A 17379-nucleotide genomic window follows, 5' to 3' on the forward strand; every position below is an offset into this window, starting at 1 on the left:
ACTGGCAGGAAGATAACGGTGTCTGGCACCAGAACGTTTTCGCCTACTACCTCTCCATTGCGTGTAACCACTGTGAAGACCCGGCCTGTACCAAGGTGTGTCCAAGCGGCGCGATGCACAAACGTGAAGATGGTTTTGTGGTCGTGGATGAAGACGTGTGCATTGGCTGTCGCTATTGCCACATGGCCTGCCCGTATGGCGCACCGCAATACAATGCCGCCAAAGGACACATGACCAAGTGCGATGGCTGTCATGAACGTGTTGCTGAGGGTAAGAAACCCATCTGTGTCGAATCCTGCCCGCTGCGTGCGCTGGACTTCGGCCCGATAGAGGAACTGCGTAAAAAACACGGCACCCTGGCCGCGGTTGCGCCGCTCCCTGGCGCGCACTTTACCAAACCGAGCATCGTCATCAAACCAAATGCCAATAGCCGCCCGACCGGGGATACCACGGGTTATCTGGCTAATCCGAAGGAGGTGTAAGATGGGAAGTGGATGGCATGAATGGCCGTTGGTACTGTTCACGGTTCTGGGCCAATGCGTGGCAGGCGCGCTAATCGTCAGTGGGCTGGGTTGGTTTGCCGCCAAAGACGATGTTGTAAGGCAGCGCATTGTTCGCAGTATGTTTTTTCTTTGGCTGGTAATGGGCATCGCATTCCTGGCCTCGGTTATGCATTTGGGGTCTCCGTTACGCGCATTTAATTCGCTGAACAGAGTCGGTGAGTCAGCGCTAAGTAATGAAATTGCCAGCGGTTCGCTATTTTTTGCCGTCGGTGGTTTATGGTGGCTGGTCGCTGTTCTCGGTAAAATGCCTGCTGTATTAGGTAAAATATGGCTGCTGGTAAGCATGCTGCTGGGCGTGGTGTTTGTCTGGGCGATGACTAACGTTTACCAGATAGATACCGTCCCGACCTGGTATAATGGTTACACTACGGTGGCCTTTTTCATGACCATGCTTCTGAGCGGGCCACTCTTTGCCGGTCTGCTGCTGCGTGCGGCTGGTGTTCCTTTTAATGCCAACGTGTTCGCGGGGATAAGTGTGCTGGCGTTGCTGGTTAGTGCGGGTGTGATTGTCCTGCAGGGACTTTCCCTCGGCACAATCCACAGTTCGGTGCAATTCGCCAATGCGCTGGTACCTGACTACGGCCGCTTACAGGTGTGGCGCATCGTCTTATTGGCCGCAGGTCTTAGGTGCTGGATATGCCCGCTTATCCGCCGTAAAGACCCGCATGCCGCTGGGCTGGCGTTAGGTTTAATTTTAGTCCTGGCCGGTGAAATCATTGGTCGTGGTTTATTTTATGGTTTGCATATGACAGTCGGAATGGCTGTTGCAGGTTAACTCTCGGGTGCGGGGCAACCCGCACTGTTCAGGATTGTTTGCATGACCCATTTTTCACAATGTGACAACTTTTCAACCGCTGCGCGCGTTCTGGGCGCATTGTTCTACTATGCGCCAGATAGCGCTGAAGCATCTGCGATGGTCAGTGCGTTAAAAGCTGATGGCTGGCAAGCACAGTGGCCGCTGCCGGATGCTACGTTGTCGCCACTGGCTGCACAGATGCAGACAGATAGCGATGAAACGCTCCCACAAGCCTGGCAACGTTTGTTTATCGGCCCCTACGCTTTGCCATCCCCTCCCTGGGGTTCGGTCTGGCTGGATCGCGAAAACGTGTTGTTTGGTGATTCCACGCTGGCGTTACGTCAATGGATGCGCGACAACGGCATTCAGTTTGCGCTGCAACAGAATGAGCCAGAAGATCACTTTGGTTCGCTGTTACTGCTAACCGCCTGGCTTGCCGAAAATGGCCGCCACACCGAATGTGAACAATTGCTGGCCTGGCATCTGCTGCCGTGGTCGGCTCGCTTCCTCGACGTTTTTATCGAGAAGGCAAACCATCCATTCTACCAGGCGTTGGGTAAACTGGCACGCCTGACGCTGGCGCAATGGCAGTCGCAGTTATTAGTTCCGGTGGCAGATAAACCATTGTTCCGTTAATGTCACCCACGGGCAGGATATTTCCTGCCCATTTCCCACTGAGTTTCGCACGCTGAGCTTTTGCTTCTGCGGCTAATTACCCGCAAAATAGGCCGTCTGAATTTTCCTGTCTGGCAACCCATGCATCGTTTACATGCTTATCCTGATCTGCGTACTCTGTTTCGGCGTCTACTGATCGCCGCACTGATTGGTATCCTTTCAGCCCTGGCCGTTGCAGGATTTCGTCATGCGATGCAATTGCTTGAATGGCTGTTCCTGAGTAACGATACGGGAAGTCTGGTCAACGCCGCGACAAATCTGCCGCCGTTCAGACGCATGCTGACACCCGCGCTCGGTGGTCTGGCGGCTGGACTTTTGCTCTGGGGCTGGCAAAAATTTAATCGCTTACGCCCACAGGCCCCCACAGATTATATGGAAGCCCTGCAGACTGACGGACAGTTCGACGTCAGCGCAAGTCTGGTGAAATCGCTGGCCTCTTTGGTGGTGGTGGCGAGCGGTAGCGCCATTGGTCGTGAAGGAGCAATGATTTTATTGGCCGCATTGGCGGCCTCATGCTTCGCACAACGCTTCACACCGCGTTCGGAATGGAAATTATGGATTGCCTGCGGGGCGGCTGCGGGTATGGCTGGTGCGTATCACGCTCCGTTGGCGGGTAGCTTATTTATTGCCGAAGTGCTGTTTGGCACGTTGATCCTCGCCTCATTAGGGCCGGTGGTTGTCTCCGCCGTCGTCGCATTGTTAACCACCAATGCGCTTAGCGACAGCAACGCGCTGCTGTATACCGTTCATCTGACACGGGAACTGCATGTGCTGGAATATGTGATGATTATCAGTACTGGCCTGTTAGCGGGTCTCTGCGGACCTCTCTTTATGTGGCTTATGACCACCAGCCACAACGGCTTTTTACGCTTAAAACTCGCACCACCAGGCCAGTTAGCCCTGGGCGGGCTGATCGTTGGCCTGTTGTCGCTACTTACGCCTGCGGTGTGGGGCAACGGCTACAGCGTGGTACAATCGTATTTACTCTCTCCTCCTTTGCTCGCCGTCGTCAGTGGGATTTTCATTTGCAAATTGTTGGCCGTACTCGCCAGTAGCGGTTCAGGAGCACCCGGCGGCGTGTTTACACCAACGCTGTTCGTCGGTTTATCGATCGGTATGTTACTGGGTCGGGTATGGGGATTCTGGCTTCCGGGGACGGATGAAATAGCGGTACTGTTGGGTTTAACAGGAATGGCCACACTGCTGGCGGCGACGACCCATGCTCCCATTATGTCGACATTGATGGTCTGTGAAATGACCGGGGAGTATCGACTGCTCCCCGGCCTGTTGATTGCTTGCGTCGTGGCGTCAGTGCTGTCGCGAACGTTACGCCATGACTCTATCTACAGACAACACGCTGCCGAGCATTGACAGACGAATATACTGAGAAAGCTCGCGCTGCTCTGCACGTGGCAAATAAGGCAATTCCCCCATCAACGGTGCCGGTAATTTTTTGCTTAGCACGTCGATGATTTCGGCATAATGCGCCAATCCTGGGTTAATACGGTTCGCTACCCAGCCAATCAACGGCAGCCCGTCACTGGCAATCGCCTGTGCGGTAAGAATGGCATGGTTAATACAGCCTTCCTGAATACCCACCACCATCAGAACCGGGAGTTGCTCCTGTACCACCCACTCCGATAACGGACGCAGATCGTTCATCAAACTACGCCAGCCACCGGTGCCTTCAACAACAACGTGATCAACCTTCTCACTCAGGCTGGCAAGTCCATTGGATAACAGGGTGTAGTTAACAGGACCGCTATGTGCCACGCTACTTTCGTCTTCGCTCAGCGCGATAGGGTTAATCGCCTCGTACGGCAGTTCGATGGATGACACGCTTTGCAGCACCAGTGCATCTTTATTGCGCATACCTTCCGGTGTCTCTTTGCTGCCTTTGGCGACGGGTTTGTAACCCGCCACACGTTTACCCCCTGACGCTAACGCTTGTAGTAATGCGCGGGAAACCACGGTCTTCCCAACAGAAGTGTCTGTACCTGTAATAAAGAAACGCTTCAGCATCACTAACTCCACCGTATGCTCTGAAAATATAAGTCAGGAAAATAAAACAGTGGAGAAAGTCTAAGGTATGACGGCCAGAACCAGCTTGAGATAGCGCAATTTTTCGTACAACAGTTAAAAAATGTTAACCCTGTAATAGACGAATCAACAAAGAACCGTTATACATCGCGTCTTTCACGAGGGCTGCCCCCGCCATCGTCCCCTGATTAGAAAATTGCGTACTTTCGACAACAATGTGCTGGCTGTAGGCCGGAAGCGCCTGTTGACGAATGCTGTCAGCAATCGTCGGGAACAAAATGTCAGCGGCTTTACTGAGTGGAGATCCTATCAATATCTTTTGCGGGTTGAACAAATTCACCATGATGGCCAGGATACGACCGACATGAGTTCCAACGCCGTTAATAATATCTTTCGCCAATAAATCGCCCTGCATGGCCGCCTGACACAGTGCGTCTACTGTCAACGGTTGTCCGTGCAGAGAGGAGCTCATTGACTGCTTCAGTCGCACCTGCGCCAGTTCCAGCACGCTGTCGACGCTGGCGATCGTTTCCAGACACCCATGATTACCGCAGTAGCAACGTTTGCCGTAAGGGTCCACCTGCGTATGACCTATTTCGACCAGGCTGCTGCTGCCTGCATGCAGTAAATGACCATCAGTGATCACCCCTGCACCCACGTTGTGATCGATGACCACCTGAATAACATCACGCGCCCCGCGTGATGCACCAAACAGCGCTTCGGCCATGGTCCAGGCGCTGATATCGTGCTGAATGTATACCGGCACGCCGGTATGCCGCTCCAGCGTTTCGCCGAGCGGCATCTCTTTGACGTCATCATAGAACGGCATACGATGTACGATACCGTTCTCGGTATCAATAATGCCGGGTAATGTAATTGCGATGGAAGTCAGGCGTTCGAGTTTTTGCTGGTGACGAATAAAAAACTGATCGACTTGCGCAACAACCCGTTCCAGTAACGATGTCTCGCTGATCAGCGCCATTTCAAGACAATCCTCTACCACAAGTTTGCTGCTCAGATCGCGCAGCGCCAGGAAAATCTCGCCACGACTAATACGAATAGAAAGGTAATGCCAGGCTTCCGTTTCGACAACCAGCCCAACCGCCGGACGTCCGCGGTTACCGGCTTCTTTTATTTCCAGCTCCTGCACCAAATGCGCTTCCAGCATTTCTCGGACAATTTTGGTAATACTGGCAGGTGCCAATTGTGCCAGGCGAGAGAGATCAATACGCGATACCGGTCCCAGCTGATCAATCAGACGATAAACCGCGCCCGCATTGGTCTGCTTAATTTGATCGATATGCCCAGGCTGACTATCAGCAACCACCACTTACTCCCTTTATTTTCGCGCTCCGAAATAATCTGTAGACTATGGTGAAGCACTTCAATGGCTTCCGTCAACTTTTTGCTTAGCCTTGTGATTTACTGCACATTTTCGACCGTTTTTAAACTAAATTAACCGCGCTGCACCGCGGCTAAAAGCTGCTGGCGAAAACGTTGCGCTGCGTGGCTTTGTTCATGATGCTTCGGCCACACCAACCACATTTCGGAGACCGCATCGTCTTCGGCAATAGGGATCCAACACATTTCATACAATTGCACCCGCTTAAAAGAGGCTGGCAAAATGGAAACCCCCAACCCTGCTGCCACCAGTCCAATGATGGTCATCGCCTCACCGACCTCCTGGGCGATGGTTGGTTTCAGATCATAACGGCGCATCAGGCCGAGAATATCGTCATACAACCCCGTTCCAACATGCGGATCAAAAAAGACAAACGGCTCGTTTGCCAGCTCCGCCAGCGTCACCACCGGCTTTTGCGCCAGAGGATGTGCGCGTGGGATCATCGCCATCAGCGGCTCATGCAAAATGACCTCCCGCGCCAGCGTGTCCGGTAGTTGCGTATTGCGCAGGAGCCCAAAATCCAGTGTTCCCTCGTTGAGCGGGGCAATTTGCTCGCGCGTATTCATTTCACGGGTTTGCAGATGCACCGCAGGATAGCATTGGCGAAAAAAAGACAGCGTATCGGACACTGCCTTAATAAACGGGGCTGATGACGTAAAACCGATGCGCAGTTCCCCTGACTCTCCCAGATGTAATCGTTCAGCACGGGCGGCAGCCTCATTTACCAGCCCCAGGATTTGCCGGCTGTCCGCCAGAAACTGTTTTCCGGCAGCGGTAAGCGCCACGCTGCGGTTAGTCCGCGCCAGTAGCCGTGCACCCACCTGCTGTTCGAGGATCTGGATCTGCTGACTCAACGGAGGTTGCGAAATATTCAGTCGTGCCGCTGCACGACCAAAATGCAGCTCTTCCGCAACTGCCACAAAGTAACGTAGGTGACGCAGTTCAATATTCATATTTATAAAATATTATTTGAGATTATTAATATATTAGACAGAATATTGTGATTTTCATACTCTTAAGGCTGGTCCTGTAGACGTAATTGGATGAGCAAGGATTTCAAGTGAGCCGTACAACAACTGTCGATACCGCTCCGGCGAGCGATGTTGACGAACAGATAGTCACTGTGCCGGATGGTTTTATTAAACGCGGTACATCCCCTTTTATGCGCGTCACGCTGGCGCTTTTTTCTGCCGGTCTGGCGACATTTGCCCTTCTTTATTGCGTACAGCCCATACTGCCCGTGCTGTCGCATGAGTTTGGCGTATCGCCTGCCAGCAGCAGTATTTCGCTTTCCATCTCAACGGCCATGCTGGCAATCGGCTTACTGTTTACCGGCCCACTTTCCGACGCCATAGGGCGTAAACCGGTAATGGTAACCGCGCTGCTGTTGGCCTCCTGCTGTACGCTGCTTTCTACAATGATGACCAGTTGGCACGGTATTTTAATCATGCGTGCGCTGATCGGACTGTCACTGAGCGGCGTAGCGGCCGTGGGAATGACCTATTTGAGTGAAGAAATTCACCCGAGCTTTGTTGCATTCTCAATGGGTTTATACATCAGCGGAAACTCGATTGGTGGTATGAGTGGTCGTTTGATTAGCGGCGTGTTTACTGACTTTTTTAACTGGCGAATCGCTCTGGCGGCTATTGGCTGCTTTGCCCTCGCCTCCGCGCTAATGTTCTGGAAGATCTTACCGGAATCACGGCACTTCAGACCAACATCGTTACGGCCTAAAACGTTATTTATCAACTTCCGTTTGCACTGGCGTGACAGAGGACTTCCGCTGTTGTTCGCAGAAGGGTTCTTGCTGATGGGGTCGTTTGTCACACTGTTTAACTACATCGGCTACCGTCTGATGCTGTCCCCCTGGGCGCTGAGCCAGGCTGTCGTCGGTTTGTTGTCTGTGGCTTATCTTACCGGCACCTGGAGCTCACCAAAAGCCGGTTCCATGACCACCCGTTATGGGCGCGGCCCGGTAATGTTGTTCTCGACAGGCGTGATGTTGTTCGGGCTAATAATGACTCTGTTTACCTCGTTATGGCTGATTTTTGCCGGTATGTTGCTCTTTTCAGCCGGCTTTTTTGCGGCGCATTCCGTTGCCAGTAGTTGGATCGGACCGCGAGCCAAACGCGCTAAAGGCCAGGCCTCTTCACTGTACCTGTTCAGCTATTACCTGGGCTCAAGCATTGCCGGTACACTAGGGGGTGTTTTCTGGCATAGCTATGGCTGGAATGGCGTGGGCGGGTTTATCGCACTGATGTTGGTGCTGGCGCTATTGGTTGGTGCCCGTTTGCACCAACGTCTGCACGCATAATCAATGATGCCCGAAGACCGGGCATTATAAACATCTCACGATAACATAAACGTCTGGGCGCTAATCTGCAGAGCAATTACCGTACCGTTCATCAAAATATGTAGCATAATCGGCATCAGTAAACCGTTACTTTTCAGCCTCGCCAGGATCAAAACCTGGGACACAATAAACAACATCAATAACGTTCTCAGATCCACATACTGTGTATGCATCACGGCGAAAATAGCCGACACCACCACTGACGACAATCCTGTTTTATTATTGAACCAGTACTGAAAGGCATTGAACAGGCAGCCCCTGAAGATGATTTCTTCATACACGGGTGCAAGCAATATCAGCGTTAGACTGGATAACCAAAGCGCGTAGCTGTTCAGTGAGACCTGGCTTGTCACCCATTCTTCGGTCTTTCTGATCCCCAATACCCAGGGCAGGACTAGCTGCACAATCAGCAGCGCAACAAACAATATGGCAAACCACCGGGCGTTGAATGTTCCTTTCCCGAGACCGTCTCTTTTTCTGAAGAAAACGTAATACAACGGCACCAGGACGACGAATTCCAGTGTAAACAGCAGCGGGAAAAGTAATCCTTTGGCGAGCAAGTCGTGACTGGCAGGGAAAAATAATGGGGAAAATGTGAGGCCGAACATCAACAAAAACATAGAGAAACAACCAGCCACCGCTTTTGTCCTTGCGATATATTCGCTACTGACTTCCTGTTGCACACCTGCTCCTTGGATAAAATGAAATGTTCTCGTTATCTGAACAACACACAATCATGATAAAAAGTATCATTATCATTTACAAGCTACCAAAATTCCCATCACCTATGATGAATGGGTTAATTTGCGAAATCGCGTTAGACTCTGAAATCTGGTCCAACAGAACGAGAACAAAAAATGAGTAACAGTGATAATTACCATCAACTTACCCGCACGTTCCAGCGCCTCTCTCGCTTTTCCCACCTCTCGGCTATTGCCAGTTGGGACATGTTTACCATGATGCCGCCTGGCGGTAGCAAAGCCCGGGGTGAAGCGCTGGCTGAACTGAGCGTGCTTGAACATCAACTGTTAACCGATGCCAACGTGGCAAAGTGGATCGCCGCCGCACAGCAGGAAGACCTGAACGATGTCGAGCAGGCCAATCTGCGCGAAATGTCACGGCTACATCATCAAGCGTCCTTGCTACCCGAATTACTGGTAGAAGCGAAATCACTGGCGGGCAGTCGTTGCGAACATGCCTGGCGCAGCCAACGCCCGGCCAATGACTGGGAAGGTTTTGCTGAAAACCTGAAAGAGGTGGTTAAGTACAGCCGCGAAGAAGCCCGACTGCGTGCAGAAGCGAAAGGATGTTCGCCCTACGACGCATTGCTGGATGTCTTTGAACCAGAGATGACCAGCGCCCGGCTGGATATTCTCTTTGCCGACATCAAGAGCTGGCTACCCGAATTGCTCAATAAGGTGGTGGCAAAACAATCACAGCAATCACTTATCGCCCCGACAGGCCCCTTCCCGACTGCAGTTCAGCGTGAGCTCGGTCTTGAAACCATGGCGCAGTTAGGTTTTGATTTTACCGCGGGGCGCCTGGACATCAGTACACATCCGTTCTGCGGTGGCGTACCGCAAGATGTCCGGATTACCACCCGCTATGATGAAAACGAACTGCTCAGCGCGTTATTTGGCGTCATTCATGAGACAGGTCATGCGCGTTATGAGCAAAATTTACCTCAGAACTGGGCAGGACAACCTATTGCTCTGGCACGATCAACCGCCATCCATGAATCTCAGAGCCTGTTCTTTGAAATGCAATTAGGCCGCAGCCCGGCGTTTCTGAAACGGTTAATTCCCGCAGTAACCCGGCATTTTGGCGATCAACCCGCCTTTGAGGAAAGCAATTTCATCGCCTGGAACCAGCAGGTCAAACCGGGCTTTATCCGCGTTGACGCTGACGAAGTTAGCTATCCTGCTCACGTGATCCTGCGTTATGAAATTGAGCGTGCGTTGATTAACGGCGACATTGAGGTTGATGATATTCCTGCCTTGTGGAATGAAAAAATGCAGGCCTGGTTAGGGCTTTCTACGATCGGGAACTACCGTAACGGCTGTATGCAGGATATCCACTGGACCGATGGTGGTTTTGGCTACTTCCCTTCGTACACATTGGGGGCGATGTATGCAGCCCAGCTTTTCAGTGCAGCTAACCGTGCATTGCCAGACTTAAACCACGCCATTGCGCAAGGAGACTTTAGCGCCTTGTTTGACTGGTTGCGCCAGAATATCTGGCAACATGGCAGTCGTTTCACGACCGAACAGCTCATTACCCAGGCAACCGGAGAGCCGCTGAGCAGCCGCTATTTCCGCGCCCATCTGGAAGCCCGCTATCTGTAATCGTATACCGTGAGTCATTGTACAAACGGTTACACGCCGAAACCAATGACTCACGGAAGCCCAGAGATTACAGCGATATAGTTATTTCAACGGCCCCGCAGTGGGGTTGAATGAAAAACCAAATCGAGGGTATGAGAATGAAAAAAGTATTAGCTCTGGTTGTTGCCGCTGCTATGGGTCTGTCTTCCGCTGCATTTGCTGCTGAAACAACTGCTACTACCGCTCCGACTGCGGCTGCGACCACGAAAGCCGCACCGGCAAAAACCACTCATCATAAAAAACAGCACAAAGCAGCTCCGCAGAAAGCACAGGCCGCTAAAAAGCACGCTAAAAAATCCGCAGCTACACCGGCTGTAGAGCAGAAAGCTCAGGCTGCGAAGAAACACACCAAAAAAGCAGCAACCAAGCCAGCTGTAGAGCAGAAAGCTCAGGCTGCTAAAAAACACACCAAAAAAGCAGCAACTAAACCAGTTGCAACCAAACCAGCCGCAGAGCAGAAAGCTCAGGCTGCTAAAAAACACACCAAAAAAGCAGTAAAACACGAAACCGCTAAATCAGCTGCTCAACCGGCTGCATAAAACATCTGTAGCAACCATGGCGTCCCCCACGCCATAGCATACGGCGCTAAATCAGACTGATTTAGCGCCGCTTTTCGGAGGGTAAAATGGTGTCACATTACCGCTTTGAGTTCATTCTTATTACCCTGATAATTTGCGCTCTTATCGCCATGCATTTTTATCTTTCCTGAGTGTAGTTCTCTGATTTTACTCCCACTTTCCCGCCGTCCCGTCTATAGTATTAACTGAGGGTTTGCTGTTAATAATCATAATTCCCCACCAGAGTGTGATATGCATAAAACCATTGCGGTATTACTGGGTTCAATTTGTCTATTTCCTGTCGTTGCACACGCGGAGCAGCCTGCAACGACCATTGCTGAAGCCGATAACATAAAAACGCTGTTTTTTGGTCATGACGATCGTGTGAGGGTGACTGACCCAACGCAATCACCGTGGGACGCTATCGGGCAACTGGAAACCGCCAGCGGTAACCTGTGTACGGCTACGCTCATTTCACCCCACCTGGCCCTGACCGCCGGGCACTGCTTACTCACCCCACCAAAAGGCAAGCCGGATAAAGCCGTCGCGCTACGTTTTGTGTCGAAAAAGGGTATCTGGCGCTATGAAATTCACGGCATTGAAGGACGGGTTGATCCCTCTCTCGGCAAGCGTTTAAAAGCAGATGGTGACGGCTGGATTGTCCCACCTTCTGCAGCCCCGTGGGATTTTGGTCTCGTGGTGTTACGTTATCCCCCCTCCGGGATCACGCCGCTACCTTTATTTGACGGTGATAAAGCCGCGTTAACCGCTGCGCTAAAAGCTGCGGACCGTAAAGTGACTCAGTCGGGGTACCCGGAAGATCACCTGGATGACCTGTACACGCATCAGGATTGCGCGGTAACTGGCTGGGCGCAAAATACAGTCTTGTCGCATCAGTGCGATACGCTCCCTGGCGACAGCGGCTCCCCATTGATGTTAAAGACAGATTCAGGCTGGCAATTGATTGGTGTGCAAAGCTCCGCTCCAGCAGCAAAAGATCGCTGGCGGGCGGATAATCGCGCCATTTCTGTGACGGGTTTTCGCGATAAACTCGAAGCACTGGCGAAGGGATGACGCATGCTGCCCACGTTTGCGGGCAGCACGTAGATTAGGCAAGTTTGATCATTATCATTCCGGCCAGAAGCAAGGCGACGCCAATCCAGCCTTTGTTATTCAGGCGCTGACCAAAAAGCACCCATCCTGCGGCTAACGTTGCGGCGATCCCGAATCCTCCCCACAGAGCGTAGGCGACAGAAAGGTCGATCCCCTTTACCGCCTGGGACAGCGCACTAAAGGCCGCTAACACCGCCACCAGCGACAACACGCCATAAGCCTTACGGCGGAAACCATCGGAAAATTTTAAGAAGACGTTAGCAACGATTTCAAGAACGATGGCCATTCCAAGCCAGGCGCCGTGAACCCACTCAAACTGCTGCATGGGTCACCTCCCTCCTCGCTTTTGCCGGCTTGCGTGTACCCGATTTGATCAACACAATGCCTAACACCAGCGAGACCAGTCCAGCAACTTTCATCGTGGTCAAGGTTTCGTCAAATAACAACACGCTAAACAACGTAATAAATAAAATTCCGATACCTTCCCATAAGGCATAGGCCACACCAAGGGCAATTTTTTTAACGGCAAAACTGAGAAAAATATACGATAAGGCGATCATTACCAGCATTAAAATAAAGCCCGCATTACCATGGCCTACGCTGGCCCATTTCATTGACAGCGTACCGGTAATTTCAGCCGCAATGGCCAGACCTAATAATATCCAGTAAAACATGATGCTTCTCCTGCTTGAGAATATAGTCCTTTGGGCCTACTGCATGCAGTAAACCAAAAAATAGAATCAGATAGCTCAGCGCATAACGCCAGCTCAGGCAGAAGAAGGGACTAAAGCGCGTTGCGCCAGTGTTGCTCACCCGCAAGCAAGAAAGTGGAGGAGGTACGAAGAAGTGTAGGTAAACGCAAAAACATCCTGAACGTATTGTCCATAATATTACAATTATCCGCAGTGTTGCTTCTCATCATCGCGGATGATAATTGTCCTCGGTAGTTAAACACAGATGATTTGTATCATAGGTTCAATGCGAACTCAAAATCTTTTCACTTCTTTACCCGGCTCGTTTGATTTTTGTTATAACGGCTCGAGGCAGATCACATTATTATATTGATAAAAAACTCAGGGATTCACATGGCAAAACCGATCATCACGCTTAACGGCCTAAAAATAGTTATTATGCTTGGCATGTTGGTTATCATTTTAACCGGTATCCGATTTGCCGCCGATATCATCGTACCGTTTATTCTGGCATTATTTATCGCCGTCGTGCTTAATCCCGTAGTACAGCGCATGGTTAAGCTCCGCATACCGCGTGTATTCGCCGTGTCATTGCTGGTTGTTATTATTGTCATGCTAATGGTGCTGCTTCTGGCTTATTTAGGTACATCCTTAAATGAGCTGGCACGGACACTGCCGCAATATCGTTCGTCATTGGTTATCCCACTGAAAAATATCGAACCGTGGCTACAACGTGCGGGGATCGGTGTTTCCGTAGACGAGTTGGTGAAATATGTCGATCCGAACGCTGCGATGACGCTGGTCACCAATTTATTGACACAACTCTCTAATGCGATGTCCTCGATATTTCTACTGTTGCTGACTGTGGTTTTTATGCTGCTGGAAGTACCGCAACTCCCCGGAAAACTAAAACAAATGATGAGCCGCCCTCTTGAGGGAATGGCCGCAATCCAACGCGCTATCGACAGTGTCTCACACTATCTGGTGCTAAAAACCGCCATCAGTATCGTCACCGGCCTGGCTGCCTGGGGCATGCTTGCCGCACTGGATGTCCGCTTCGCGTTTGTCTGGGGACTACTGGCCTTTGCCCTGAATTATATCCCTAACATCGGTTCGGTGCTGGCAGCGATTCCCCCTATTGCTCAGGTACTGGTATTCAGTGGTTTTTACGACGCGTTGCTCGTGCTGGCTGGTTATCTTGTGATTAACCTGGTATTCGGCAATATCCTCGAACCCCGCATCATGGGGCGTGGGCTGGGACTTTCTACGCTGGTGGTATTCCTGTCGCTGATTTTTTGGGGCTGGCTGCTCGGCCCTGTTGGGATGCTGCTTTCTGTTCCGCTAACCATCATTGTGAAAATCGCGCTTGAGCAAACCAATGGCGGTCAAAGCATTGCCGTACTACTGAGCGATCTCAACAAAGAGTAAAATGCAAAACGGCCTCCGCAGAGGCCGTTTCAGTTTTTGCTGACGGTTACAGCGCTTTCAGGATCGCATCCACGCTGGCTTTGGCATCGCCAAACAACATATGGGTGTTTTCTTTAAAGAACAGCGGGTTCTGCACACCTGCATAACCGGTGTTCATTGAGCGTTTGAACACGATAACATTCTGCGCTTTCCACACTTCCAGCACCGGCATTCCGGCTATCGGGCTGCGCGGATCATCCTGCGCTGCCGGGTTCACCGTATCGTTCGCGCCAATAACCAGAACGGTATCGGTGTCGGCGAAATCATCGTTGATCTCATCCATTTCCAACACGATGTCATACGGCACTTTGGCTTCCGCCAACAGCACGTTCATATGACCAGGCAAACGCCCTGCTACCGGGTGAATACCAAAGCGGACTTTGATACCACGGGCGCGCAGTTTCTCAGTAATTTCCGCCACCGGATACTGCGCCTGCGCCACCGCCATACCGTAGCCCGGGGTGATAATCACAGAATGCGAGTTTTTCAGCATTTCAGCGGTATCTTCAGCATTAATCTCGCGATGTTCACCTGCTTCTTCGGTATCACCGGTTGAGGAACCGTCAGTACCAAACCCACCCGCAATAACGCTGATGAAAGAACGGTTCATGGCCTTACACATAATGTAAGACAGGATCGCACCCGAGGAACCGACCAGCGCACCCGTAACGATCAGTAGATCATTGCTCAGCATAAAGCCTGCTGCTGCTGCTGCCCATCCTGAATAGGAGTTCAGCATAGAGACGACGACCGGCATATCGGCCCCACCGATGGATGCAACCAGGTGCCAACCAAACGCCAGTGCGATAATGGTCATCACCAGCAGCGCCAGAACCTGCAGGCCCACGCTCTCGGTACGAACAAACACCACCAGCAGCAGGAAAGAAACCACCAGCGCCGCCAGGTTCAATTTATGGCGGTTCGGCAGCATCAGCGGCTTAGATGAGATCTTGCCGCGCAGTTTACCAAACGCCACGATAGAACCGGTGAAGGTTACTGCACCGATAAAGATGCCGAGGAACACTTCAGTCAGGTGAATGTTCACCAGGATCGGTTCCAGACCGGTATCGTGATACAGATAGCTGTTGAAACCAACCAGTACGGCTGCCAGACCGACGAAGCTGTGCAGAATCGCCACCAGCTCCGGCATCTCGGTCATCTCGACTCTTTTCGCCAGACGAATACCAATTGCGCCACCAATGATCATTGCAACCAGAATCCAGGCGACGTTGCCGGTATCCGGGCCAAAAATCGTGGCAATCAACGCAATCGCCATCCCGGCGATGCCGTAGTTGTTACCCTGTTGAGACGTTTCGTGTTTGGAAAGCCCCGCCAGACTAAAAATAAACAGGATTGCGGCAACAATGTATGCAGCTGTAACTAATCCTCCAGACATATGTTACCCCTTAGTTTTTCCGGAACATTTTCAGCATGCGCTGAGTCACGGTGAAGCCACCGAAAATATTAATGCTGGCAATAAGCACCGCGATAAAACTCAGGAAACTCACCCAGCCGCCCTGGCCAATTTGTAATAATGCCCCCACGACGATGATCCCGGAGATAGCGTTAGTCACGGACATCAGCGGGGTATGCAACGCATGCGAGACATTCCACACCACGTAGTAACCCACCACGCAAGAAAGAGCGAACACCGTAAAATGTCCGAGGAACTCTTTTGGCGCAACATCGGCTAGCCAGCCAAACAGAATCACCACCAACGCCATCAGCGCATATTTGCGCCATGGGGATGCAGGTTTTTTCTCTTCCTGTGGTGCAGGAGCAGCTTTAGGCGCCGCTTGTGGCTGAGCAGAAACCTGGATGGGTGGTGCAGGCCACGTAATTTCACCATCGCGAACCACTGTCACGCCGCGCACCACTACATCGTCAAAATCAACGGTGATGTTGCCGTCTTTCTCTTTGCATAACAGTTTCAGCAAGTTGACAAGGTTGGTGCCATACAATTGTGAAGACTGAGTCGGCAAACGACCCGGCAAATCGGTATAGCCGATAACCTTGACGCCGTTCTCGGTGGTGGTCACCTGATTGGCAACGGTATACTCGCAGTTACCCCCATTTTGCGCGGCGAGATCGACAATCACGCTGCCGGGCTTCATCGAATCAACCATCTCACGCGTGATCAGTTTCGGCGCTGGTTTCCCCGGGATCAGCGCGGTGGTAACGATGATGTCGACGTCTTTTGCCTGAGCGGCGAACAGTTCCATCTCCGCTTTTATAAACGCTTCGGACATCACTTTGGCGTAGCCATCGCCGCTGCCCGCTTCTTCTTTAAAGTCCAGTTCGAGGAACTCAGCGCCCATACTCTGAACTTGTTCTTTTACTTCCGGGCGTGTGTCAAAGGCGCGAACAATCGCCCCGAGACTGTTTGCCGCACCGATAGCAGCCAATCCCGCCACGCCAGCACCGATCACCATCACCTTGGCAGGAGGCACTTTACCCGCCGCGGTAATTTGCCCGGTAAAGAACCGTCCGAACTCATGTGCCGCTTCAACAATTGCACGATACCCGGCAATGTTGGCCATCGAGCTTAAGGCATCCAGTGACTGCGCGCGCGAAATTCGCGGCACGGAATCCATCGCCATGACCGTCACATTTCGCTCTGCGAGTTTTTGCAGTAGTTCAGGGTTCTGCGCAGGCCAGAGAAAACTCACCAGCGTGGTACCCGGATTAAGCAACGGAATCTCAAACGCTTCTGGCGCATTGACCTTCAGGATAATCTCTGACTGCCAGACAGTATTCCCGTCAACAATTTCTGCGCCTGCTTGCACAAACGCCTTATCGTCAAAACTAGCCAGTTGACCTGCGCCGCTTTCAACCGCGACGCTAAAACCCAGCTTCAGCAGCTGCTCAACCGTTTTCGGTGTGGCTGCAACACGGGTTTCATTGGTTAACCGTTCTTTTGGTATGCCAATTCGCATAATGTTCCCTTCCATCTGTATTTTTGATGATGGTTTATCAATGTTCGCAAGAGGCATGCGCACACTCCCGAGAGAGCTCAGTGTTACCTCAATAAAATAAAACAGTAACAAACTCTGTATAAGCTACTGAAAATGACGCCTGTGATCTAGCGCCAAAAAACAGTATTTATTATGAAATTTGCAAAACAGGAATGAATTCACTCGCAAGCAGGGATAATGCCCTTTAAATAGCCCGCAAAGGCTGATAATTCGCTCAAGCGAAGCGGCAAAACATGATTAAGCGCCACCATAGAACAATTGATTAACATTAAATTAACTTATAAAATTCAACTGCTTTATCAGTTTTAGCCGCCAAACGCCGAATTTTTAGACATATCACTAAATGTTATCGATGTTGTTAG

19 protein-coding genes are annotated in these 17379 nt (G+C 51.4%); 10 read left to right on the forward strand and 9 right to left on the reverse strand.

Translation table 11 applies throughout. From position 1 onward, the window contains the following. The 4 genes from OGX91_RS03275 to clcB all read left to right on the forward strand — a co-directional run. Positions 1–482: 4Fe-4S dicluster domain-containing protein (locus OGX91_RS03275; protein ID WP_155022056.1), on the forward strand; the 482-nt coding region annotated here is incomplete at its 5' end. 1 nt (position 483) lies between these two features. Continuing rightward, a complete protein-coding gene (locus OGX91_RS03280) occupies positions 484–1338 on the forward strand; it encodes a dimethyl sulfoxide reductase anchor subunit family protein (RefSeq protein WP_286625451.1) in 855 nt (284 codons plus the stop codon). Between the two features lie 42 nt (positions 1339–1380). Next, the gene (gene dmsD / locus OGX91_RS03285; RefSeq protein ID WP_005121159.1) at positions 1381–1995 is read left to right on the forward strand and encodes a Tat proofreading chaperone DmsD; all 615 of its coding nucleotides are present in this window, start codon (positions 1381–1383) and stop codon (positions 1993–1995) included. A gap of 120 nt (positions 1996–2115) precedes the next feature. Beyond that, positions 2116–3405, forward strand: a complete 1290-nt coding sequence (gene clcB, locus OGX91_RS03290) for a voltage-gated ClC-type chloride channel ClcB (protein WP_005121160.1) — start codon at positions 2116–2118, stop codon at positions 3403–3405. On the opposite strand, the gene bioD is transcribed toward clcB, so the two are convergent. From bioD to ynfL, 3 genes are all read right to left on the reverse strand, one after another. Further along, positions 3361–4056, reverse strand: a complete 696-nt coding sequence (bioD, locus tag OGX91_RS03295; RefSeq protein WP_005121161.1) for a dethiobiotin synthase — start codon at positions 4054–4056, stop codon at positions 3361–3363. The genes clcB and bioD overlap by 45 nt on opposite strands. 124 nt (positions 4057–4180) lie before the next feature. After that, positions 4181–5401 carry a sugar metabolism global transcriptional regulator Mlc gene (mlc, locus tag OGX91_RS03300; protein ID WP_005121162.1) on the reverse strand — a complete coding sequence of 407 codons (1221 nt, stop codon included), beginning with the start codon at positions 5399–5401 and terminating at the stop codon, positions 4181–4183. Between the two features lie 128 nt (positions 5402–5529). Next, positions 5530–6429, reverse strand: coding sequence for a multidrug efflux transcriptional activator YnfL/SxtR(Kp) (gene ynfL, locus OGX91_RS03305; RefSeq protein WP_149691592.1), 900 nt, complete (start codon positions 6427–6429; stop codon positions 5530–5532). Between the two features lie 107 nt (positions 6430–6536). Between ynfL and ynfM the strand changes: the two genes are divergently transcribed. Further along, positions 6537–7790: a multidrug efflux MFS transporter YnfM/SxtP(Kp) gene (ynfM, locus tag OGX91_RS03310; protein ID WP_005121165.1), complete on the forward strand. Its 1254-nt coding sequence runs from the start codon at positions 6537–6539 to the stop codon at positions 7788–7790. 35 nt (positions 7791–7825) lie between these two features. On the opposite strand, the gene OGX91_RS03315 is transcribed toward ynfM, so the two are convergent. Continuing rightward, positions 7826–8512 (reverse strand): CPBP family intramembrane glutamic endopeptidase, encoded by a 687-nt coding sequence (locus OGX91_RS03315; protein ID WP_040233872.1) that lies wholly within the window; start codon positions 8510–8512, stop codon positions 7826–7828. A gap of 174 nt (positions 8513–8686) precedes the next feature. Between OGX91_RS03315 and OGX91_RS03320 the strand changes: the two genes are divergently transcribed. From OGX91_RS03320 to OGX91_RS03330, 4 genes are all read left to right on the forward strand, one after another. After that, complete coding sequence (locus tag OGX91_RS03320) at positions 8687–10174, forward strand: carboxypeptidase M32 (RefSeq protein ID WP_286625452.1); 1488 nt, start codon at positions 8687–8689, stop codon at positions 10172–10174. A 137-nt stretch (positions 10175–10311) separates the two neighbouring features. Further along, positions 10312–10752, forward strand: a complete 441-nt coding sequence (asr, locus tag OGX91_RS03325; protein ID WP_286625499.1) for an acid resistance repetitive basic protein Asr — start codon at positions 10312–10314, stop codon at positions 10750–10752. An 86-nt stretch (positions 10753–10838) separates the two neighbouring features. Beyond that, positions 10839–10922, forward strand: coding sequence for a small membrane protein YdgU (ydgU, locus tag OGX91_RS24155; RefSeq protein WP_049259791.1), 84 nt, complete (start codon positions 10839–10841; stop codon positions 10920–10922). A gap of 100 nt (positions 10923–11022) precedes the next feature. After that, a complete protein-coding gene (locus tag OGX91_RS03330) occupies positions 11023–11844 on the forward strand; it encodes a trypsin-like serine peptidase (protein ID WP_005121169.1) in 822 nt (273 codons plus the stop codon). A gap of 34 nt (positions 11845–11878) precedes the next feature. Here the strand turns inward: OGX91_RS03330 and mdtI are convergent, their stop codons facing one another. The 3 genes from mdtI to OGX91_RS24160 form a co-directional block, all read right to left on the reverse strand. Further along, positions 11879–12208 (reverse strand): multidrug/spermidine efflux SMR transporter subunit MdtI, encoded by a 330-nt coding sequence (gene mdtI / locus OGX91_RS03335; protein ID WP_040233868.1) that lies wholly within the window; start codon positions 12206–12208, stop codon positions 11879–11881. After that, complete coding sequence (mdtJ, locus tag OGX91_RS03340; protein ID WP_161958620.1) at positions 12195–12560, reverse strand: multidrug/spermidine efflux SMR transporter subunit MdtJ; 366 nt, start codon at positions 12558–12560, stop codon at positions 12195–12197. The genes mdtI and mdtJ overlap by 14 nt, the downstream gene beginning before the upstream one ends. A gap of 107 nt (positions 12561–12667) precedes the next feature. Beyond that, positions 12668–12838 (reverse strand): protein YdgV, encoded by a 171-nt coding sequence (locus tag OGX91_RS24160; RefSeq protein ID WP_086523670.1) that lies wholly within the window; start codon positions 12836–12838, stop codon positions 12668–12670. A 130-nt stretch (positions 12839–12968) separates the two neighbouring features. Between OGX91_RS24160 and OGX91_RS03345 the strand changes: the two genes are divergently transcribed. Beyond that, a complete protein-coding gene (locus OGX91_RS03345) occupies positions 12969–14003 on the forward strand; it encodes an AI-2E family transporter (protein WP_005121172.1) in 1035 nt (344 codons plus the stop codon). Between the two features lie 46 nt (positions 14004–14049). On the opposite strand, the gene pntB is transcribed toward OGX91_RS03345, so the two are convergent. Continuing rightward, the gene (pntB, locus tag OGX91_RS03350; RefSeq protein WP_005121173.1) at positions 14050–15438 is read right to left on the reverse strand and encodes a Re/Si-specific NAD(P)(+) transhydrogenase subunit beta; all 1389 of its coding nucleotides are present in this window, start codon (positions 15436–15438) and stop codon (positions 14050–14052) included. Between the two features lie 10 nt (positions 15439–15448). Beyond that, the gene (gene pntA, locus OGX91_RS03355) at positions 15449–16978 is read right to left on the reverse strand and encodes a Re/Si-specific NAD(P)(+) transhydrogenase subunit alpha (protein ID WP_005121174.1); all 1530 of its coding nucleotides are present in this window, start codon (positions 16976–16978) and stop codon (positions 15449–15451) included. Positions 16979–17379 lie beyond the last annotated feature (401 nt).

This window comes from Citrobacter sp. Cpa228, from assembly GCF_030333085.1.
GTDB classification, from domain to species: Bacteria; Pseudomonadota; Gammaproteobacteria; order Enterobacterales; family Enterobacteriaceae; genus Citrobacter; species Citrobacter pasteurii.